This window comes from Bacillus sp. FSL K6-3149 (assembly GCF_038630515.1).
Lineage (GTDB): Bacteria > Bacillota > Bacilli > Bacillales > Bacillaceae > Bacillus > Bacillus pumilus.
In genome coordinates, this window is record NZ_CP152034.1 from 1,989,167 (window position 1) to 2,010,668 (window position 21,502).

Sequence of the window (21,502 nt, forward strand, 5' to 3'; positions counted from 1 at the left end):
ATTTTAGCCCTTTGTCAACAATCTTACCTCATCTATTAAGATGAGGTAAGGCGCGTGTGGATGGCAGAAGAAATCTCTTTTAAATCCTCTGACGTGTATTGATCTTGATGTGATTTCCATACGGCACCAAAGCCATCGCCTTTGCCGTAGCGCGGAATGATATGCATATGGTAATGGAACACAGATTGTCCGGCTTTTTCGCCGTTGTTGTTTAAAAGGTTTAATCCAATGGGTTCAAATTCCTGTTTGATGGCTCTTGCAATTTTCGGAATCGCTTGGAAGTAGTGATTAGACACTTCTGGTGTCATTTCGTAGATGTTTTCTTTATGTATTTTTGGGATTACAAGGGTATGCCCTTTTGTTACTTGGCTAATATCTAGAAAAGCCAATACATGCTCGTCTTCATATACTTTTGCACATGGAATGTCTCCATCAATGATCTTGCAAAAAATACAATCGCTCACGTCATGTCACTCCTCATTCATTTTCCTTCATCGTATCACAAAAATGAGCAAAAAAGAAAACAGGACAAGCGAACTCCTTTGGTCGCTCATCCTGCTCCTGCAGAAGAAATGCTGATGCTTTCATTCGATATGCCTTTTGAATTCTCTATTTACTGAAATAAAGAATTCATATGCCTGCTATTTCTGCCGTAAACACCTCATTTGACGTTTTGGTTTGTCGTATACATATTGTATAGGACACAAAAATCAAGAATCAGTGAAGCAAAACAGAAGCTAAGGTTTTTAGATGAAAAACCAACTTGTCATGCGGTTCTTTGCCTTTAACAAACACCTCATTTACTTATTGGTCATCAAGTTCATTTCTTCTACATACATTATGATGACCAAGACGCCTATTTTTTATTCTTGACTTGTCTATAGGTAAACATTTCAAATTACCTTTCGTTTTTGTTACTATAAAGGAAAAACGAAAGAAAGGAACGAATTCATGTCCCTTCTCACTGTAAAAGATGTAACGGGTGGATATACGAAGAATCCCGTTCTAAAAAATATCTCATTTGAATTAGAAAGAAATCAAATCGTCGGTCTCATCGGCTTAAACGGGGCGGGGAAAAGCACAACCATTCGCCATATCATCGGACTCATGAAACCGCATAAAGGTGTTATTGAATTGAATGGACGAACCCTTCAAGATGATCAAGAGGCGTATCGTTCGCAATTTACGTTTATTCCAGAAACACCTGTATTATATGAAGAATTAACTTTAAAAGAGCATTTAGAGCTGACAGCGATGGCTTACGGACTGTCAAAGGAACAATTAGATGAGCGTCTGCCGTCATTGCTGAAAGAATTTCGAATGGAGAAACGTTTGAAGTGGTTCCCTGCTCATTTTTCAAAAGGAATGAAGCAGAAGGTCATGATTATGTGTGCGTTTCTTGTTGAACCGGAACTGTATATCATCGATGAACCGTTCTTAGGGCTTGATCCTCTTGCGATTAATGCACTGCTTGAACGGATGAATGCTGCAAAGAAAAACGGCGCTAGTGTCCTGATGTCAACGCATATCTTGGCGACAGCTGAACGCTATTGTGATTCCTTTATTATTTTGCACGAAGGGGAAATTAGAGCGAAAGGAACACTGACAGAGCTGAGAGAACAGTTCAATATGAGAGATGCGACACTCGATGATCTTTATTTGGAATTAACAAAGGAAGAAAGCTATGAGTAAAACGACGCAAAGCATTTGGAAATCCCGGTTAGCGGAACACATACAAGATACAAGAAAATATTTAAAATACATGTTCAATGATCATCTTGTCATTGTGCTCATTTTTTTCCTTGCAGGCGGAGCGAGCTGGTATAGTAACTGGCTCAAACAAATTCCAGCTCATTTTCCTTCCTACTGGGTCATGGCAGTTGTTTTCTCATTGGTGCTGACAAGCTCTTACGTGCGGACGTTGATCAAAGAAGCAGATCTCGTGTTTTTGCTTCCTTTGGAAGGGAAGATGGAGCCTTATTTAAAACAAGCTTTTAACTTTAGCTTCATTTCTCAGCTGTTTCCTCTCATTGCCGTATCCATTGTCGCACTCCCGCTTTATTCGGCGGTGTCTTCAGGCGGCATCAAGATGTATGTGCTTATATTGGCGCAAATGATTTTGATCAAGGGTCTGAATACAGCGATTCAATGGAGAATGACGTATTTTCAAGGAAAACAGATGAGATGGCTTGATGCAGTCCTTCGTTTTCTATTGAATATGATTTTAATCTATACCGTTTTACAGGCATCTTATGCAATCGCAATCGTTTTTTATCTCATCTATGGTGTCTATCTCGTTTACTTAACCAATGCAGTCAAAAAGCAGCCTTTTCAATGGGAATTGCATATTTCTGACGAATTAAAACGAAAACAGCGTTTTTATCGTTTGGCCAATTTATTTACAGATGTGCCTCATTTAAAGAAACAGGTGAAAAGAAGAGCTTATATGGACTGGCTTTTACAGTTTGTTCCGTATGACCAGCGTAAAACTTTTTCTTATATGTATGTGAGGGCGTTTGTACGCTCAAATGACTATTTTGGTCTCGTTTTTAGATTAACGGCCGTGTTTGTCCTGATTATTTTGTATACAGGTGCAGCAGGCTGGGTGGGCGCGCTACTTGTCTTGTTCACCGTGTTCATCACAGGTGTCCAGCTTGTGCCGTTAACGAAGCACTTTGCCCATCTTTCATTACAGGCACTTTATCCTGTTGCTCAGCAAGAAAAGGATCGGAGCTTTTTTGTTCTCGTCCGTAACGTGCTCATCATCCAATCGATATTGCTGAGCTGTTCAGTACTACCGGCAGGAGGATGGCAGGGAAGTGGACTTGCCCTTCTGATTTCACTGGCATTTGTGCTTGTCCTCTTCAAGCCTTACGTACTCAGTCGATTAAAAAAGATGCGATAAGCAGAGATATGTTTCTGACAGCGAGCGTATGATGACATCAAGGAGGGGACCGGATGAATGCAGCTGAACGGGAGTTATATGAAGAAGCCATTCTTTTTCAAACGCGTTTTTTAAGAAAACCTTCAAAGATCGAACGGTTTTCAAAAGGAGTTCAGCAGCAGGTGAACCGCCGAATCCCTGCCAGGTTTCATCAAGTCATCACAAGTGCGGTCAAAACAATGGTTGAATCCACCGTATCAGGATCTCACTTCACTTCATTTTCAGTCATTGATGAGCAATTATCCATCATTGAGCGAAATGAACTGGCAAAGGAGAAAGTGAAGTACTATCAAAAAGCAGCTGCGATCGAAGGAATTGGAACAGGTGCAGGTGGTATTTTGCTCGGTATGGCAGACTTTCCGCTGCTGCTTAGCATCAAGATGAAATGTCTTTATGAACTGGCATGTATTTATGGCTTTGATTTGTCTCAAAAAGAGGAAAGACTCTTTTTGCTCTGTATATTTCAACTCGCCTTTTCCGGCAGTGCGCATCGTCAAAAAATGATCAGCATCATTGATGATTGGGAAACGAGCCGTGAGAAAATGGATTGGTACAGCTTTCAGCAGGAGTATCGAGATTACATTGACCTAGTGAAGCTGTTTCAATTAATGCCGATTGTCGGAGCCGCTGTTGGCGGTGTGGCAAATCATCATCTGACAGGACAGCTCGGAGATGTTGCTCGTCATGTGTTTCACTTACGGGTGTTGAAAGAAATGAAATAGAAAAGCCGCTGTTTGCCAGCGGCTTTTTTTATTCATCGTAGGAAAGGACAGCACGGGCGAGTACCTTTGCTGCGATAGGCATTGCTTTTTCGTTGATATCAAACTTCGGGTGGTGATGGGGATACGCGTCTTCGCTGTTTTCCGGCATGGCGCCTGTGTAAAAGAAGGTACCAGGGACATGCTGAAGGTAGTAAGCAAAATCTTCTCCGCCCATTTGGGTTTCCGCTTCTTTTACTTCTGTGACACCATCTGTTTGTTTTGCGATGTCAGCAATAAATTCAGTTGGCTTTGGATGATTTTTAACAGCAGGATATCCTCTCACATATTCATATGTGTAGCCGGCATCATGCATGTCGCACACCCCTTTTACGACCTGTTCAATTTCTCGTTCGATGGTGTGTCGTGCACTTTCTTCAAAGGACCGTGCAGTACCAGTCAAAACTGCAGAATCTGCAATGACGTTAAAAGCATTCTCTGCTACAAAACCTCCAACAGATACAACAGCAGAATCAACTGGATTGACTTTACGGGCAACGACTTGCTGCAAGTTTGTGACGATTTGTGAACCGATAAGTACAGCATCTTTCGTTAAGTGAGGCTGGGCGCCGTGTCCGCCTTTCCCCTGAACTCGGATAGAGAAGCGGTCGGCAGCTGCCATAAAGTTTCCGCTTTTATAAAGAACCGTGCCACAAGGCTCTGGAGACCAAAGATGCGTCCCGAATATGACATCGACACCGTCTAAGCAGCCGTCTTCGATCATTGGTTTTGCACCGCCTGGCGCATATTCTTCTGCATGCTGATGAATGAGGACGATTTTCCCTTTTAATTGATCACGGTGCTCATTCAAAATTTTCGCTAAGACAAGTAGTGTCGCTGTGTGCCCATCGTGCCCGCAGGCATGCATCACACCGGGCTTTGTCGATTTGTAAGGCACTTCCTTTTCATCATGGATAGGAAGCGCATCGAAATCAGCCCTGAGGGCAATCGTCGGGCCCGAAGAAGCTCCTTCGATAAAGGCGAGTACACCATGGCCGCCCACCTGTGTACGTGTTGGTATATGTAATCTGTCATAGTAGCTGGCGATGAAAGCGGCTGTTTCTTCTTCCTGGAAAGAAAGTTCAGGATTCATGTGGAGATGGCGTCTAATTTCAACCATTTCCTCATAATGTTCATCAAGACGTTCATTGATGCTTTTTTGTAAAGTGGATATTGTCATTGATTTGAAAACCTCCTTCATGCTCTTTTACTGATTGTATGGTAATTGTTAGAATCTTTCAACAGAAGAGAATGTCGTATGCGCATCAAAAGGTCATTTTACATAAAAGTCGAAGGTGCTATGAAGCGGAGAAAGGGAGGAATTGTATTGGGAAGCTGTCCAAATTGTTCAAAAGCGTTTTCTTTCGTTGAAAAGTTTCATTTATCACATACGAAAATGATGATGTGTCCAAGCTGTCGGCATCAAATCAAAGAAACCTTTGTATCAAAAATGAGTTTTTTCATGATCTGTTTGATTCCGCTATTGGTGATGCTCATTCAATTGAAAGGGGCTTCACCCATGTTGAAGTGGCCGATCTTATTAGGATGGATCCTATTGAATTTCTATGTACTTCAGCCGATCATTCATCGGTACGAGCTGACATCACGACAATAAAATGAAGAGCCCAGCGATTGGGCTTTTTTTCATAAAAAAAGGAAGTGCTGAAAGCAGCACTTCCTTAATTGTCTGTAACGGCATGATAGGATGTGAGATAAGCAGGACGAGAGAAGATGGAGCCAGTATCATCGTTTGGCTGAAAGAATGCTTCTGATTCTTGAAAGTCTTCAAATAAGTCCTCTGATTCCCAGAGTGTCATAATCAAATACACTTCTTCATCTTTTTTCGGTCTTAAAACACGAAGAGCCTGGAAGCCCCGCTGATGTTCTGAAATGTTCGTCTTCTTCTGAAAAGTAGATTCAAACAGTGCTCTGCTTTCAAGCTTCACAGGGATATGATTCAAGGTGACGAAGCCAGGTTGGACTAGCTCACCTTTCGCATAAATCACATCATAGGCATGAGGGGCTTTAAAAACAGTCTCGCCCTCCGTCTCATGGAAAAGAGCTGCTTGTTCTTTTCCGACCATATAAAGCAGATTTTCCTGATCGTGTTTCTTTGCGATTTTATGTAAGAAATCTGCTGTTCCATAGGTTATATAGACATTCATCTAAACCGCCTCCCGCTTGATAGTATAACAAAAGAATGATATATAATTCTTTGGTAGTCAATCCATAAAACATATTATGAAGCAATACATCCCATACTATCCGTATAAAGGAATGAGGTGACCTAATTTGAAGAAAAAAAAGATAATCATTCCATTAGTCATTGCAGGAAGTACAATCGTACTCTCATTTATTGGCTATCTGACCATTTTATTTTTAGGACATTATGTCATAGATGAAAAGAAGCTTGTATTTCACGCTTCATCCCAAATCATTGATCGGAATGGAAAAGAACTCACAAGTATGTATTCAGAAAATCGGGACCCTGTGTCAATAAAGGATGTACCTGATAAAGTAGCAAAAGCCTTTGTGTCTGTCGAGGACAAGCGGTTTTATGAGCATCATGGAATTGATGCACAGTCAATTTCAAGGGCGGTTTATCGAGATATATTAGCAGGTGGAAAGGTAGAGGGCGGCAGTACAATTACTCAGCAGCTCGCAAAAAATATTTTTCTCACAAATGACAAAACCTTTCTGCGAAAAACAAAAGAAGTCATCATTGCAATTAATTTAGAAAGAGATTATTCAAAGGATAAGCTGCTCGAAATGTATTTGAATCAGCTTTACTTCGGTCATGGCGTCTACGGTATCCAAGCAGCAGCCAATTATTACTTTAGTAAAGATGTGAAAGATTTAACGGTCAGCGAAGGGGCTACACTCGCTGCGATGCCAAAGGCGCCGTCTACTTACTCGCCTGTTTTACACCCTGATAAAAATAAACAAAGACGGGACACGATTCTTAACTTAATGAATGAGCAAGGATATTTATCATCAACAGAAACAGTAGAAGCAAAAGGGAGAACACTTGGCATTCATTTAAAAAAGAAATCAGAAACGCCTTGGGTCGATAGCTATGTCGATCTTATCATTAAGGAAGCAGAATCAGAGTATGCCATTTCACATGAACAATTGCTTCAAGGTGGTTATACCATAACAGTTCCAATTGATATGAATCTGCAAAAGGTCACCTACGATGCGATGAAAAACAACCGTTATTTCCCGGGAAAAAGCGGTTCTCCTGAAAGCAGTGCCATCTTTATTGATAATGAGTCAGGTGGAGTAAAAGCAGCAATTGGAGGACGAGAATATCAAGCGAGGGGTTATAACAGGGTGACCGCTGTTAGACAGCCTGGATCTGTTTTCAAGCCGATCGCGGTATATGGACCTGCGCTGCAGGAGAAAAAATTCCGACCTTATTCCCTGCTTGAAGACGAAGAAAAAAGCTATGACGGTTATTCACCAAAGAATTACGATGGACAGTATGAAGGCAAGGTCACGATGGTGGAGGCCCTCATGAAAAGTAAGAATACAGCAGCGGTGTGGGCATTAAGCCAGCTTGGTATTGATACTTCGAAAACATATCTCGAGAAAATGGGAATCGATATTTCGGATCAAGGACTTGCGATAGCCCTTGGCGGTTTAGAAAAAGGGGTTTCTCCACTTCAAATCGCAGGAGCTTTCCACACATTTGCAAACGAAGGCGTATATCAAAAGCCTTTCTTCATTCAGAAAATCACCAATGATGAAGGAGAAACGGTAGAGAAAAACCGTAGTAAGCCAGAACGAGTGTTTAGCGTGCAGAATGCTTGGAATATGACAAGAATGCTGCAGCAAGTCGTCAAAGGCGGAACAGCCCAGAGCGGTTCATATGCTGGAGATTTAGCAGGTAAAACAGGCACGACCACATATTCAGGTGTGAAGGGTGCAACAAAAGATGCTTGGTTTGCCGGCTATACGCCAAGTACAACGGGTGCGATTTGGATGGGGTATGACAAAACCGATAACAGTCACTATTTAACTGGCGGAAGTCAATACCCAGTGCAGCTGTTTAAGGATATTTTAACGGCAGCCCAAATAACGAATGAAACGTTTAAAAAACCAGAGGGGATTAAAGAACTTCAAGCACCAATTCATTTAGAAGGACTTTCTGGATTTGAAGCCCGCTATGCGTTTAAAATCAAAGGATTGTTTACATTAGAGCTGTCTTGGGACAAGCAGGAGGATAAACGCGTTGAATACCGTATTTATGAAAAGAGGAATGGGAACGAGACGCTGATCGATTCAGTGACAGGCGTAGGCAGCTACACAATGCCGTATGCCAATGTGTTTTCAGATGCGGAGTATAAGGTGGTTCCATATAATACCCAAACGCAAGAAGAAGGAGAAGGCAGTCCATATGTCAAGCCAGAGGCTTTTGGACGTTAATATTCGGCGATTTTTTGAACAATGAGCCGGTTTAGTATACCGTGCCTTGAAAAAGCGGTATAGTAAAAGCAGTGTTTGAGCCTTATACAAAGAGAGTGTAAGGCGAAAGGTGGAATGAAAGGTAATGGGAAAAACGAAGGCTTTTAATGACACGTTCTTAAAGGCGTGCAAAGGGGAAAAAACAGACCATGTACCAGTTTGGTATATGAGGCAGGCAGGACGCTCACAGCCTGAATATCGTGCCCTTAAAGAAAAGTACGGGCTATTTGAAATTACGCATCAGCCAGAGCTATGTGCTTATGTAACACGACTTCCTGTAGAACAATATGGTGTAGATGCCGCGATTTTATATAAAGATATTATGACCCCGCTTCCAGCTATTGGAGTGGACGTTGAAATTAAAAATGGCATTGGACCTGTCATTGATTCACCGATTCGGACAAAAGCAGATATCGAACGTCTTGGGGAACTTCATCCTGAAGAAGACCTGCCATATGTGCTTGATACGATTCAGCTTTTAACGAAGGAGCAGCTGAATGTACCGCTCATCGGTTTTGCTGGTGCACCATTTACGATGGCTAGCTATATGATTGAGGGCGGCCCGTCTAAAAACTATCATAAAACAAAAGCGCTCATGTACAGTGAGCCTGAGACATGGATGCTGCTCATGAACAAATTAGCTGATATGACGATCACGTACATACGCGCGCAGGTAAAAGCAGGGGTCAGTGCGTTTCAAATCTTCGACTCATGGGTGGGCGCTTTAAATGCAGCAGACTACCGGACATTCATTAAACCTGTCATGCAGCGAATTTTCACAGAGTTGAAGAGTGAAAATGTACCAATGATCATGTACGGAGTTGGTGCAAGCCATCTCGTGAAAGATTGGCATGACCTGCCGCTAGACGTCGTTGGACTTGATTGGCGTATGAGTGTAGACGAAGCGCGAAAAGAAGGGCTCACAAAAACGTTACAAGGAAATCTTGATCCAACGATCTTACTTTCTCCTTGGGAAGTCATTGAAGAAAGAGCAAAAGACATATTAGATCAAGGGATGAAATCAGATCACTTCATCTTTAACCTAGGTCATGGGGTATTTCCAGATGTTTCACCAGATACGTTAAAGAAGCTGACCGATTTTATTCACGACTATTCAGCTACACATAAAAAATCATCCATCTAAACTATTTCAATTGATCTGAAGGAGTGTTGGTTGTGGAGAAAAAGAAAATGGGGCTTCTTGTCATGGCATATGGCACCCCATATAAAGAAGAAGACATTGAGCGTTATTATACACATATTCGTAGAGGCAGAAAGCCGGAGCCGGAAATGCTGCAAGATTTAAAGGATCGATACAAGGCAATCGGCGGTATTTCTCCTTTATCAAAAATTACAGAGCAGCAGGCACATGGTTTGTGTGAGCACTTGAATGACATTCAAGACGACATTGAATTTCATGTGTACATTGGCTTAAAACATATCGAGCCTTTCATCGAGGATGCAGTTGCTGACATGCACAGGGACGGCATGACAGAAGCTGTGAGTATCGTTTTAGCGCCGCATTTCTCTACCTTTAGTGTGAAATCATATAACAAACGTGCACAAGATGAGGCAGACAAGCTCGGCAATCTACAGATTACGTCTGTTGAAAGCTGGTACGATGAGCCGAAGTTTGTGGACTATTGGGTGAAGCAAGTGAAGGATACGTATGCATCAATGAGTCAAGAGGAAAGAGATTCCGCGGTACTTATTGTGTCTGCACACAGCCTTCCTGAAAAAATTATTGCAGCAGGAGATCCATATCCTGATCAGCTCGCACAATCTGCCAAAATGATTGCAGAAGGTGCGGGAATTGAACACTATGAAATTGGCTGGCAAAGTGAAGGCAATACGCCGGATCCATGGCTTGGACCAGACGTACAAGACTTAACGCGGGACTTATTTGAACAAAAAGGCTATCAAACATTCGTGTATGTGCCTGTTGGTTTTGTCGCTGATCATCTTGAAGTGTTATACGACAACGATTATGAATGTAAAGTCGTGACAGATGAAATTGGTGCAGCCTACTATCGTCCAGAAATGCCAAATGCGAAACCAGCATTTATTGATGCTCTGGCAACAGTCGTATTAAAGAAGCTTGACGAAAGCAAGTAATCATATAAAAGAAGGCGATCCTATGCATGACAATCAAAAACACCTTGTCATCATTGGCGGTGGCATCACTGGTTTAGCCGCCGCCTTCTATTTGGAAAAGGAAGTCGAAGAAAAAGGTCTTCCGATTCAAATATCACTTATTGAAGCGAGCCCTAGGCTAGGTGGAAAAATACAAACATTATATAAAGACGGCTACATCATTGAACGTGGGCCTGATTCATTTTTAGAAAGAAAGGTCAGTGGGCCGCAGCTTGCGAAAGATGTCGGTCTGTCCGATCAGCTCGTCAATAATGAAACTGGGCAAGCGTATGTACTGGTCAATGAAAAGCTTCACCCGATGCCAAAGGGTGCTGTTATGGGCATTCCAACTCAAATCAGCCCATTTATTACAACTGGTCTTTTTTCAGTTGCGGGAAAAGCAAGAGCGGCGATGGATTTCGTGTTGCCAAAAAGCAAGCAGACCGAAGATCAGTCGCTTGGTGAATTTTTTAGAAGACGTGTGGGTGATGAGGTCGTTGAGAATTTAATTGAACCGCTTCTATCAGGCATTTATGCAGGGGATATTGACCGCCTGAGCTTAATGTCCACCTTCCCGCAATTTTATCAAACAGAACAGCAGCATCGCAGTTTGATTCTTGGGATGAAAAAATCACAGCAGCATGCGAAAGCGCAGCAGGTGACTGCGAAAAAACAAGGACAGTTCCAAACGATCAATCAAGGGTTGCAGTCGCTTGTGGAAGCAGTAGAAAGTAAGCTCAAGCTGACAAAGGTGTATAAAGGGACAAAAGTAAAACAGATTGAAAAAACGGATGGAGGCTATGGCTTGCAATTAGACAGCGGTCAAACGCTTTTTGCCGATTCAGCCATTGTCACGACGCCGCATCAATCGATTTATTCCATGTTTCCTAAAGAAGCAGGGCTAGAGTATTTGCATGACATGACCTCTACTTCTGTTGCAACAGTAGCACTCGGTTTTAAAGAAGAGGATGTTCATAATGAATATGACGGCACTGGTTTTGTTATCTCAAGAAACAGTGATTTCTCTATTACAGCCTGTACGTGGACAAACAAAAAGTGGCCGCATACCGCTCCGAAAGGAAAAACGCTATTGCGTGCGTATGTCGGAAAAGCTGGTGACGAATCGATTGTCGAGCAGTCAGACAGTCAAATCGTCAGCATCGTGCTAGAAGATTTAAAGAAAATCATGGATATTAAAGCAGATCCAGAATTGACGACAGTGACTCGCTGGAAGACAAGTATGCCGCAATATCACGTCGGTCATCAGAAAGCTATTTCGAACATGCGAGAAACGTTTAAGCAATCATATCCTGGTGTTTATATCACAGGTGCTGCATTTGAAGGTGTTGGAATCCCTGATTGTATTGATCAAGGAAAAGCCGCCATCTCAGAGGCTGTATCGTATCTATTTTCATAAAAAACAACTCCCTTTTCTGTCATGGAAAGGGAGTTTTTCATGTTCGAATCATTCAAAAAGAGTTGGGAATCATAAATGTGAACAAAGTTGTTGCATCTGGGGAAAAGGATATGGTATATTACTTTCTGTACTTAATGACCAAAACGTTCAAATAGTCATTCCGGGAGTGAGAACATGAGTGTTGATAGGAGACAAATGATTTTAGATGGTGCGACGAAAGCATTTACTCAATTCGGGTATAAAGCGACCACAATGGACCTTGTGGCAAAGCTTGCCAACGTCGGAAAAGGAACCATTTATACATTTTTCAAAAACAAAGAAGAGTTGTTTGATGAAATTTTCACATCCCTTTTACTAGAGATGAGGAAAATTGCGGATGAGGCAATTGATGAGAAGAATAGTTTCTCTGAAAACCTTCACTTAGCACTCTTTGCAATTTTAGAATTTCGAAAAAACCACCAGCTCACAATTAAGATTTTTCAGGAAAATGCAGAGCTTGGCACGTCAGCGGTCAAGGAAATGATCGAAAAAATGGAGCAGATGATCATTCGCTATATCAAAATGAAAGTGCAAGAAGCGATGGATAAAGGCGACATTAAGCCTTGTGATCCTGAATTGACTGCATTTGTGATGGTGAAACTATATATTGCACTGATTTTTGATTGGGAAAAGCGATACGAGCCTTTAACAAAAGAAGAGGTAGCCGAATCGCTGGAGCTTTATGTCTTAAAAGGACTATCTGCAACAACATAATTTTTTTGAGTTCAAATGACCAAATTGTATATTTAGTCATTCATCTATGGGAGGAAACAGCAATGAATTTAATTCGGAATCAATGGAAGGACATTGTAACGAGCAAAAAACTACTGATCCCGATTTTAGCTGTCTTATTTATTCCGCTGATTTACAGTGGTGTATTTTTAAAAGCATACTGGGACCCTTATGGTACAGTTGATCAATTACCTGTAGCGGTTGTCAACTTGGATGAAGGCAGTCATTATGACGGAAAAACCCTTCAAGTCGGCGATGATTTAGTAAAGGAATTAAAGAAAAACGATAATTTCAAATGGAACTTTGTCGATAGTCATGAAAAGGCTATAAAAGGATTAAATAACGAGGACTATTACCTCGTGGTGGAAATACCAAAGAATTTCTCGAAAAATGCAAGTACAGTGCTAGATAAACATCCGAAAAAATCGAATCTGAAATATTATACGAATCCAGGCGCCAACTATGCGGCGTCACAAATTGCGAATAATGCCATTATCAAATTAAAAGATTCGGTTTCAAAAGAAGTCACAAAAAATTACGCCGAGGTCATCTTTGATAACTTCAAAACGATTGCAAAAGGATTAGATCAAGCAAGCGATGGCGCGAAGAAAATTGATGACGGAACAAAAAGCGCAAAAGATGGCAGTACGAAATTAAAAGACAACTTAGCCAAATTGGCTGAAGGTACGTTAACCTATAGCGAAGGTGTTCATCAGTTCGCAGGGAAAATGGGTGAACTGAACACAGGCATACAGTCTCTAGACAGTGGGCTTGGTCAGCTCCTAACAGGCTATCAAACCATTGATCAGAAATTTGGAGAGCTTGGTACAGGAATTGATACATTAACCGAAGGATTAAACACAAGCCGAGAAGGACATCAGCAGCTCGCTTCTAAAATGCCGCAATTCACAGCAGGCATTGAGCAGCTAAACAACAAAGCCCAATCCTTTTCGGAAAAAATTGCAGCAGTAGAAAAAGTCTTGTCGTCACCAGAATTAGCGAATTTAGAGAAGGTGGCGCCTAAACTCGATCAGGTGAAAGAAGACGCAAAAACGTTCAGTACAAAACTTGCTTCATTAAAAGAAGCACTATCAAATCGAGATGCTAATGTAAAAAGCATTATCCAAAACAGCTCCATGACAGATGAAGAGAAAAAGGCGGCAATGGATCAGCTTGACAGTCTGCCTAAAATCGAACTGCCTGATCTGTCTGGACTCGAACAAAGCTTAGCGGCCTTGCAGGAACTGCCTGATGCAAGTGAGGTTCAACAAGCAGTTACATCTGCAAAAGCGCAGCTGCAGCAAGTCAAACAGCTACCAGAGAAAACAGAACAGCTGTACACATCTACAGTTGCGATACAAAATGCGATCGACCAAATGACGTCTGGTACGAATAAATTGTATCAAGGTGCACTGAAGCTTCAAACAGGTCAAGGCCAATTACAAGATGGCCTGCAAACAGCAAATGGAAAGCTTGATACAGCGAAAAGCGGTGCGGATAAGCTTGCGAATGGATCAAGCCAGCTGAGCGCAGCGTTAAATAAGCTGGAAAGTGGTTCAACAAATATCCAAAGCAATACATCTAAGCTTGCCGAAGGCTCAAAATCGCTTGATAAAGGATTGGGAGATTTAAAGAGCGGTACAGGTAAGCTGTCCAATAAATTGAAAAGCGCCGCTGATGAAACAGGAGAAATTGATGCGGGGCAAGACAATTACAATATGATTGCTAGCCCAGTTAAAACAGAAAATGATACAGCGAAGAAGATTGATAATTATGGAACAGGGCTCACGCCTTATATTTTATCCATGGGACTCTTTGTTGGGGCTCTAATGCTCACCGTCGTATTCCCAATGAAAGACCCTGCTGGCCGCCCTAGAAATGCGTTTGAATGGTTTGTCAGCAAATATAGCGTGCTTCTACTTGTCGGTATCCTTCAAGCAGTCATTGCAAGTACGATGCTCATCTTTGGGCTTGGTCTTGAGGTGGAAAGCCTCTGGCGCTTCTATCTCTTTGCGATCGTCGTCAGTCTGACATTCTTAGCGATTATTCAGCTGCTAGCAACAACAATGGGGAACCCAGGACGCTTCATTGCCGTCATTATCTTAGTTCTTCAGCTCGCAGCAAGTGCTGGTACATTCCCGCTTGAGCTTGTGCCGAAGTTCTTCCAAGTCATTCATAGTCTGCTTCCAATGACGTATACAATCAATGGATTTAGAACGATCATTGCAAGCGGTGATGACAGCTATTTATGGCACCAAGCAGCGATTCTCGGTACAGTTGCGATCATCATGATGGCGGCAACAACTGCATACTTTGCTTGGAACGTAAGAAAAATGAAACAAGACGAAGCTTAATCAATGAATCCTTTCTCTTGATAGAGGAAGGATTTTTGATTTGAAATTAGACATCTTGAACCCGAAGCGATATATTTTAATGGAAGGAATTGCTTTCACACAAAGGAGGAAATGCCGAATGACTACTGAAGTAAACGAAACCGTTCAGCTAATTCAAAAGCTCGTATCGATCCCCAGTCCGTCAGGGAATACAGAAAAGGTGATCGGCTTTGTTGAACGCTTTTTACAAGATGTAAATATTGAGACAAAACGAAATCGTAAGGGCGGCTTAATTGCTACTATTAAAGGAACTGATGACAAGGAACACCGCATGCTGACAGCACATGTCGATACGCTCGGTGCAATGGTAAAGGAAATTAAATCAAATGGACGGCTTCGTCTTGCACTCATTGGAGGCTTTCAATATAACTCAATTGAAGGCGAATATTGTGAAATTGAAACAGCAACAGGTCATACATACACAGGTACTATTCTTATGCATCAAACGTCCGTTCATGTCTATGCGGATGCAGGAAAAGCAAAACGAAACCAAGAAAATATGGAGATTCGTCTCGATGAAAAGGTGAAAAATGCAGACGATGTCAAAGCACTTGGGATTCAAGTAGGGGACTTTATCTCATTTGATCCTAGAGTGGAAGTGACGTCATCAGGTTTTATTAAATCAAGACACCTTGATGACAAGGCAAGTGTAGCGCTTTTGCTACGACTCATCCACCGCATTCAAAAGGAAAATATCACACTGCCGCATACGACGCACTTCTTAATTTCTAATAATGAAGAGATTGGCTACGGAGGTAACTCCAATATTCCCGAAGAAACGGTGGAATATCTTGCTGTCGATATGGGAGCGATCGGCGATGGTCAATCAACAGATGAATACAGCGTGTCTATTTGTGTGAAGGACTCAAGCGGTCCTTATCATTATGGATTACGCAAGCATTTAGCTGCATTAGCAGAAGAGAACAACATAGATTACCGTTTAGATATTTACCCTTATTACGGCTCTGATGCATCAGCAGCGATTCGAGCAGGGCATGATATCATTCATGGACTGATTGGTCCAGGGATCGATTCCTCGCATGCTTTTGAACGAACGCATGAAGATTCCCTTGTCCATACAGCGAATCTTCTTTATCACTACGTGCAATCATCCTTAATCACAGTATAAAAAAAGAACCCCAATAAATGGGGTTCTTTTTCATTAGCTTGAAAGCTGTGTCGGTTCAGGTACATCTTGTCCAGTCATCACGCGATGTCCTTTTTCAGGGTCATATTGCCCTTCCCATTTAGACATCACAACAGCTGCAAGTGCATTTCCTGTTAAGTTAACAACTGTTCGCGCCATATCCATGATACGATCCACACCTGCAATAAATGCAAGACCTTCAGCAGGAACACCAATCGTTCCTAATGTGGCGAGTAATACAACAAAGGACGTACCAGGAACGGCAGCCATTCCTTTAGATGTCACCATCAGCACAAGAACAAGTGTGAGCTGCTGGACGATCGTGAGGTCAATGCCATATACCTGTGCAAGGAAAAGCGCAGCAATCGCTTGATACAAGACGGAGCCGTCCAGGTTAAACGTATAACCGATTGGGATAACAAAAGAAACAATTCCCTTCGGACATCCAATGCGCTCCATTTTATCCATGACTCTTGGTAAAACTGTTTCAGAGCTTGATGTACTAAAGGCAAGAAGCATTTCGTCTTTCATGTAAGCAAGAAATCTGAAAATATTGACGCCAATCATCTTTCCAATAATTCCGAATACAACGATAAGGAAGAGAGCGAGCGCAAAATAAACAAGACCTACAAGCTTACCTAATGAAATAAGAGATTCAAGACCAAATTTTGATACAGTCACGCCAATGAGTGCGAAGACACCAAATGGTGCAGCTTTCATCACAACATTGACGACATGGAACATGGCGTGTGATACACCTTCAAAGAAGGCGAGCACTGGTTTGCCGCGTTCACCAATGGCAGAAACGCCAAGAGCAAATAGCACAGTGAAGAAAATAATCGCAAGCAAATCACCTTCCGCCAATGATTGGAAGAAGTTCGTTGGAACGATATGAAGGAACGTATCAGCAACTGATTTGCTGCTTTGCTCTTTTTCCGTTTCAACATACTGGCTAATATCTTGTTTTTCCGTATTTCCAAAGTCAACGCCTGCACCAGGTTGAACAAAGTTAGCAAGCACAAGACCAAGGATAATCGCAAATGTTGTGATAATTTCAAAATAAAGAATGGTTCTAAAACCAAGCTTCCCTACCTTTTTACCATCACCGGCACCTGCAACTCCTAAAATTAAGCTAGATACGACAATTGGTATAACAATCATCTTAATGAGTCTTAAGAAGAAGTCTCCAATTGGTTTTAAATAAGTCTCAACGCCTGGGTTACCGAAAAAGATTGCCCCAACAACGACACCGAGAATAAGACCGATTAGGATTTGTGTCGCTAATCCAAATTTTAATTTTTTCATAGATTTCCTCCCTAGCATATTCATTAAAGGAATATTCCCATCATATTAAGTTTTAATATATGAAATAAAGTATAACTAAAATTAAAGAGGTTCGTCCACGATTAAATTATATTAAGAAAATACAAAATTATTTGAAAAAATGAACATTTAGAACCTCCTTTATTGATTCAAGTCAATAAAAAGTGCCTTCGGAACTAAAACTCATCAGATGAAAATACTAAAAAACCCTTTTAGGACAAGGGTTTTACCTTTTTACCTATTTTTCAGAAAAAATAAAAAGCACTTTTGACTCCAACTGACGACGGAGGAAAAAAGTGCTTTTTAATTCAATTTATTACCTTATTTAAGATAACTTACTTGTGAGCATTCCTCACATTCATTACCGTAACACTCGTGTTGTTCCATTAAATCATTTCCACATTTTGTGCATTTTTTTGAAGGCAAATTTCTAAAAAATTCTGTGATTTTTCCTAGCATTTGTCATCCTCCAATACGTTTTGTTGCTATTATTGTATTATAACAGATTAATAATTGTCAATCTGTTTTGTAACAATAGGCAAGAAGAATGCTTTTTTTATGAAAAATGGGTATATTGTAAGAAGGGGATTTTTAGAAAAGGAGGGAAAAATGACGATGAAATTAACTGTCATTGGATGCTACGGAGGATTCCCGGCCGCTGGTGAAGCGACGTCAGGGTATCTTTTTGAATCAGATGGCTTTCGTCTACTTGTAGACTGCGGAAGCGGTGTTCTTTCCAAACTGCAGCAATACATAGATATAGAAGAACTAGATGCTGTTCTCCTTTCTCATTATCACCACGATCATATTGCAGATATCGGACCACTCCAATATGCGAAGCTAGTGGGATATCATTTAGGAAAAAGCAGCGGTCCGCTTCCGATCTATGGACATACAGGTAATCAAGAAGCATTTGGGCGGCTTGCGGATGATGTACATACTAAGGCAAAGGCTTATCAGCCAGAAGAGGGTATTCAAATTGGTCCATTTCAAATTGATTTTTTGAAAACGGTTCATCCGGCAGAATGCTATGCGATGAGAATTCAGGCGGGGGATGCTGTGGTGGTGTATACAGCAGACTCAAGTGATCAGGAGGCATTTATCCCATTTAGCAAGGATGCAGATCTACTGATTGCTGAAAGCAATTTTTACGCTGGACAGGATGGATCGAGTGCAGGACATATGAATAGTACAGAGGTGGGCAAGCTTGCAAAGGAAGCAAATGTTGGGGAACTGATCATCACCCACCTGCCCCATTTTGGTCGTCATAAAGACCTAGTCAATGAAGCACAGGCGTTATATACTGGCAATATACAGCTTGCCCATTCAGGGCTTAGATGGAACAAGGAAGGAAGATAGAGATGCTGTTTATCGATAACGAACAACATTATGATCCAATGATTAATTTGGCAATTGAAGAATATTGCTTAAAATATTTAGACCCAGAAGAAACGTACTTGCTGTTCTATATTAACCAGCCGTCGATTATTATAGGAAAGAACCAAAATACAATAGAAGAAATCAACACGAAGTATGTGGAAGACAACGGCATCAAAGTTGTCCGCCGCCTGTCCGGTGGTGGCGCAGTTTACCATGACAAAGGAAACTTAAACTTCAGCTTTATCACAAAAGACGATGGGGACAGCTTCCATAATTTTAAAAAATTTACGGAGCCAGTCATCCAAGCGCTTGAAAAGCTAGGCGTCAAAGCTGAATTAAGTGGCAGAAATGACATCATGGCAGAAGGTCGAAAAATTTCTGGAAATGCCCAGTTCGCAACACGAGGACGTATTTTCAGCCATGGCACGCTGCTATTTGATTCAGAAATTGAACATGTTGTTTCGGCTTTAAATGTGAAAAAAGAAAAGATTGAATCAAAAGGCATTAAATCCATTAGGAGCAGGGTTGCCAATATTAGTGAATTAATGGATCAAAAGATGACAACAGAAGAATTTAGAAAAATTCTGTTAAGCTACATTTTCGATACGAATGGGGATGTTCCTCAATATCAGTTGACTGAGAAGGATTGGGAAAAGATTCACGAGATTTCCCGGGATCGATATCAAAAATGGGAATGGAACTACGGCCGTTCACCGAAATTTAATTTACAGCATTCTAAAAGATTCTCAGCAGGCTCCATTGATCTTCGATTAGAAGTGAAAAAAGGGATGATCCAGGACTGCAAGATCTTTGGTGATTTCTTCGGTGTAGGGGATATTGCTGATATTGAAAAAAGACTCATTGGGCAACAATATGATCGCAAAACGATCAGCGACGTATTAGAAGATATGGACATGCGCCACTACTTCGGCAATGTATCAAAAGAGGATTTTCTTGATTTGATTTATTAAGAGGAACAAGCACGGCTAGAGATAGCGGTGCTTTTTTGATTGAAAGAATTGAAAGCGATTTACATTTGATCTTGTGGATTTTTTCGATTGTCTATTATAATAGAAAGGAGGAATGTTTGGCCATAAAATGAATGGTTATTCATTCATTGATGACATGTAAGGGGTGGGAGAATGGATTTGATCAAAAATCTAGAGCAGACGGCGATGACGAAAGGAGAAGATATCGCACTGATCTTTGAAGGAAATCAGTGGACCTATCGAGAGCTCATGACAAGTATCGAGCGCTTTGCAGATGGATTAGTGGGCGAAGGATTTCAAGCCGGGGATCATATCGCGCTTATTTTAGGAAATTCACCGCATTTTGTCATTTCTTTTTTTGGTGCTTTAAAAGCCGGGCTTGTCGTAGTACCAATCAATCCAACATACACGCCTAGTGAAATTGGCTATATGCTGATTACAGGTGATGTAAAAGGCATTGTTGCCCCTGAACAACTGCTGCCAGTGTACGAGCAAGTGTATGAACAGCTTCCGTCTATTGAACGGGTGATTATTTGTGCAGAAAATGAATCTGCGTGCAGATCAAGTTTTAAGGAAGTATCAGATCAACTTGTCTTCTTTGGAAAGCTTGTGTCTGGTCATGCGAAAGAGAACGTGCATCCATCTATTCATCAGGACGATACGGCAGTTATTTTATTTACATCTGGCACGACAGGAAAACCAAAGGGTGCGATGCTGACTCATTTCAACCTGTATTCAAATGCCAGAGACGTTGCTGAGTACCTATCCATTGATGAAAAGGACAAGGTGATTGCTGCATTGCCGATGTTCCATGTATTTTGTTTAACGGTTTGTATGAATGCACCATTGATTCATGGCGCGACCATCTATGTCCTGCCGCATTTCAGCCCATCAGAGCTTTTGCGTATGATGGAAAAAGAGAAGCCAACGTTATTTGTTGGTGTTCCAACTATGTATAACTATTTGTACCGCCAGGAAGGGCATGAGAAAGCAATGTCCTCTGTGAGGATTTGTATATCAGGCGGTGCCTCAATGCCTGTTGCTTTACTTCACGGTTTTGAGAAAAAATTTGGTGTCACGGTGCTGGAGGGTTACGGATTATCAGAGGCTTCCCCAGTAACTGCATTCAATCCTCTTGATGGAAAAAGAAAACCCGGTTCAGTCGGGACCGACATTATGAATGTGAAGAATAAGATTGTGAATGAACTGGGAGAAGAAGTCGGTCCAAATGAAGTCGGAGAGCTCATAGCAAAAGGACCCAACATTATGAAAGGCTATTATCAAATGCCAGAAGATACTGAAGCTGCACTAAGAGACGGATGGCTGTACACCGGTGATTTAGCAAGAAGAGATGAAGAAGGATACATTTATATTGTCGATCGGAAAAAGGATATGATTCTTGTTGGCGGTTATAATGTGTATCCAAGAGAAGTAGAAGAAGTGCTTTATCAACATGAAGCTGTAGCAGAAGCCGTTGTCATCGGTGTGCCAGATCCGAACACCGGAGAGGCTGTCGTCTGTTACATTTCCCCCAAGAAACATGCTCACATCGATCAAGAAGACATCATCACACATTGTTCACGCTTTTTAGCGAAATATAAGCAGCCCCAAACGATCCATTTCATAGATGATATTCCAAAGAACACAACAGGTAAAATTTTAAGAAGAGCACTAAAGGAAAAGTATCAAGCAGAGGAAAGTAAATAAGAAAAGGGGGTCTCTTATGAAGAGACTCCCTTAGTGTGCTAAGGTTCTATCACGCTGATAAGAAGACAAAGGG

19 protein-coding genes are annotated in these 21,502 nt (G+C 41.4%); 14 read left to right on the forward strand and 5 right to left on the reverse strand.

From position 1 onward, the window contains the following. Positions 1 to 35: 35 nt before the first annotated feature. The gene (locus MHB83_RS09990; protein WP_003212458.1) at positions 36 to 464 is read right to left on the reverse strand and encodes an HIT family protein; all 429 of its coding nucleotides are present in this window, start codon (positions 462 to 464) and stop codon (positions 36 to 38) included. A 487-nt stretch (positions 465 to 951) separates the two neighbouring features. Between MHB83_RS09990 and MHB83_RS09995 the strand changes: the two genes are divergently transcribed. Genes MHB83_RS09995 through MHB83_RS10005 form a run of 3 tightly spaced genes read left to right on the forward strand, consistent with a single transcriptional unit; the run spans position 952 to position 3,666 of the window. Continuing rightward, on the forward strand, positions 952 to 1,692 hold the full coding sequence (locus MHB83_RS09995) for an ABC transporter ATP-binding protein (protein ID WP_003212171.1): 741 nt from the start codon (positions 952 to 954) through the stop codon (positions 1,690 to 1,692). After that, positions 1,685 to 2,905 carry an ABC transporter permease gene (locus MHB83_RS10000; RefSeq protein ID WP_106029917.1) on the forward strand — a complete coding sequence of 407 codons (1,221 nt, stop codon included), beginning with the start codon at positions 1,685 to 1,687 and terminating at the stop codon, positions 2,903 to 2,905. The genes MHB83_RS09995 and MHB83_RS10000 overlap by 8 nt, the downstream gene beginning before the upstream one ends. Positions 2,906 to 2,958: 53 nt before the next feature. Then, positions 2,959 to 3,666, forward strand: a complete 708-nt coding sequence (locus MHB83_RS10005) for an EcsC family protein (RefSeq protein ID WP_253622766.1) — start codon at positions 2,959 to 2,961, stop codon at positions 3,664 to 3,666. Positions 3,667 to 3,694: 28 nt separating this feature from the next. Here MHB83_RS10005 and MHB83_RS10010 read toward each other — a convergent pair whose 3' ends face one another. Then, positions 3,695 to 4,882 carry a M20 family metallopeptidase gene (locus MHB83_RS10010; RefSeq protein WP_050945390.1) on the reverse strand — a complete coding sequence of 396 codons (1,188 nt, stop codon included), beginning with the start codon at positions 4,880 to 4,882 and terminating at the stop codon, positions 3,695 to 3,697. A gap of 282 nt (positions 4,883 to 5,164) precedes the next feature. Here MHB83_RS10010 and MHB83_RS10015 point away from each other — a divergent pair, with 282 nt between their 5' ends. Beyond that, positions 5,165 to 5,317 (forward strand): hypothetical protein, encoded by a 153-nt coding sequence (locus tag MHB83_RS10015; RefSeq protein ID WP_253622765.1) that lies wholly within the window; start codon positions 5,165 to 5,167, stop codon positions 5,315 to 5,317. Between the two features lie 64 nt (positions 5,318 to 5,381). Here MHB83_RS10015 and MHB83_RS10020 read toward each other — a convergent pair whose 3' ends face one another. After that, complete coding sequence (locus MHB83_RS10020) at positions 5,382 to 5,867, reverse strand: antibiotic biosynthesis monooxygenase (protein WP_003211655.1); 486 nt, start codon at positions 5,865 to 5,867, stop codon at positions 5,382 to 5,384. A gap of 127 nt (positions 5,868 to 5,994) precedes the next feature. Between MHB83_RS10020 and MHB83_RS10025 the strand changes: the two genes are divergently transcribed. From MHB83_RS10025 to MHB83_RS10055, 7 genes are all read left to right on the forward strand, one after another. Continuing rightward, positions 5,995 to 8,130: a PBP1A family penicillin-binding protein gene (locus MHB83_RS10025; RefSeq protein ID WP_342496285.1), complete on the forward strand. Its 2,136-nt coding sequence runs from the start codon at positions 5,995 to 5,997 to the stop codon at positions 8,128 to 8,130. 124 nt (positions 8,131 to 8,254) lie between these two features. Beyond that, entirely contained in the window at positions 8,255 to 9,313 is a 1,059-nt protein-coding gene (hemE, locus tag MHB83_RS10030; protein ID WP_003211982.1) for a uroporphyrinogen decarboxylase, read from the forward strand. A gap of 32 nt (positions 9,314 to 9,345) precedes the next feature. After that, positions 9,346 to 10,284: a ferrochelatase gene (gene hemH / locus MHB83_RS10035; protein ID WP_137054829.1), complete on the forward strand. Its 939-nt coding sequence runs from the start codon at positions 9,346 to 9,348 to the stop codon at positions 10,282 to 10,284. Positions 10,285 to 10,306: 22 nt separating this feature from the next. Further along, positions 10,307 to 11,719 carry a protoporphyrinogen oxidase gene (hemY, locus tag MHB83_RS10040; protein ID WP_050945386.1) on the forward strand — a complete coding sequence of 471 codons (1,413 nt, stop codon included), beginning with the start codon at positions 10,307 to 10,309 and terminating at the stop codon, positions 11,717 to 11,719. A gap of 174 nt (positions 11,720 to 11,893) precedes the next feature. Continuing rightward, positions 11,894 to 12,472 carry a TetR/AcrR family transcriptional regulator gene (locus MHB83_RS10045; protein WP_034620016.1) on the forward strand — a complete coding sequence of 193 codons (579 nt, stop codon included), beginning with the start codon at positions 11,894 to 11,896 and terminating at the stop codon, positions 12,470 to 12,472. 62 nt (positions 12,473 to 12,534) lie between these two features. Then, positions 12,535 to 14,844 carry a YhgE/Pip domain-containing protein gene (locus MHB83_RS10050; protein ID WP_137054828.1) on the forward strand — a complete coding sequence of 770 codons (2,310 nt, stop codon included), beginning with the start codon at positions 12,535 to 12,537 and terminating at the stop codon, positions 14,842 to 14,844. Between the two features lie 118 nt (positions 14,845 to 14,962). Continuing rightward, positions 14,963 to 16,012 carry a M42 family metallopeptidase gene (locus MHB83_RS10055; RefSeq protein ID WP_003212389.1) on the forward strand — a complete coding sequence of 350 codons (1,050 nt, stop codon included), beginning with the start codon at positions 14,963 to 14,965 and terminating at the stop codon, positions 16,010 to 16,012. A gap of 33 nt (positions 16,013 to 16,045) precedes the next feature. Here the strand turns inward: MHB83_RS10055 and MHB83_RS10060 are convergent, their stop codons facing one another. Then, positions 16,046 to 17,335 (reverse strand): cation:dicarboxylase symporter family transporter, encoded by a 1,290-nt coding sequence (locus MHB83_RS10060; protein ID WP_003211494.1) that lies wholly within the window; start codon positions 17,333 to 17,335, stop codon positions 16,046 to 16,048. 339 nt (positions 17,336 to 17,674) lie between these two features. After that, positions 17,675 to 17,812: a protein YhfH gene (gene yhfH / locus MHB83_RS10065; protein ID WP_008359029.1), complete on the reverse strand. Its 138-nt coding sequence runs from the start codon at positions 17,810 to 17,812 to the stop codon at positions 17,675 to 17,677. A gap of 156 nt (positions 17,813 to 17,968) precedes the next feature. On the opposite strand from yhfH, the gene MHB83_RS10070 reads away from it, so the two are divergent. The 3 genes from MHB83_RS10070 (at position 17,969) to MHB83_RS10080 (ending at position 21,429) form a co-directional block, all read left to right on the forward strand. After that, the gene (locus MHB83_RS10070; protein ID WP_050945473.1) at positions 17,969 to 18,712 is read left to right on the forward strand and encodes an MBL fold metallo-hydrolase; all 744 of its coding nucleotides are present in this window, start codon (positions 17,969 to 17,971) and stop codon (positions 18,710 to 18,712) included. Positions 18,713 to 18,714: 2 nt separating this feature from the next. Continuing rightward, complete coding sequence (locus MHB83_RS10075; protein ID WP_137054826.1) at positions 18,715 to 19,704, forward strand: lipoate--protein ligase; 990 nt, start codon at positions 18,715 to 18,717, stop codon at positions 19,702 to 19,704. Positions 19,705 to 19,875: 171 nt separating this feature from the next. Then, a complete protein-coding gene (locus MHB83_RS10080; protein ID WP_050945383.1) occupies positions 19,876 to 21,429 on the forward strand; it encodes a fatty acid--CoA ligase family protein in 1,554 nt (517 codons plus the stop codon). Positions 21,430 to 21,502: the final 73 nt, after the last annotated feature.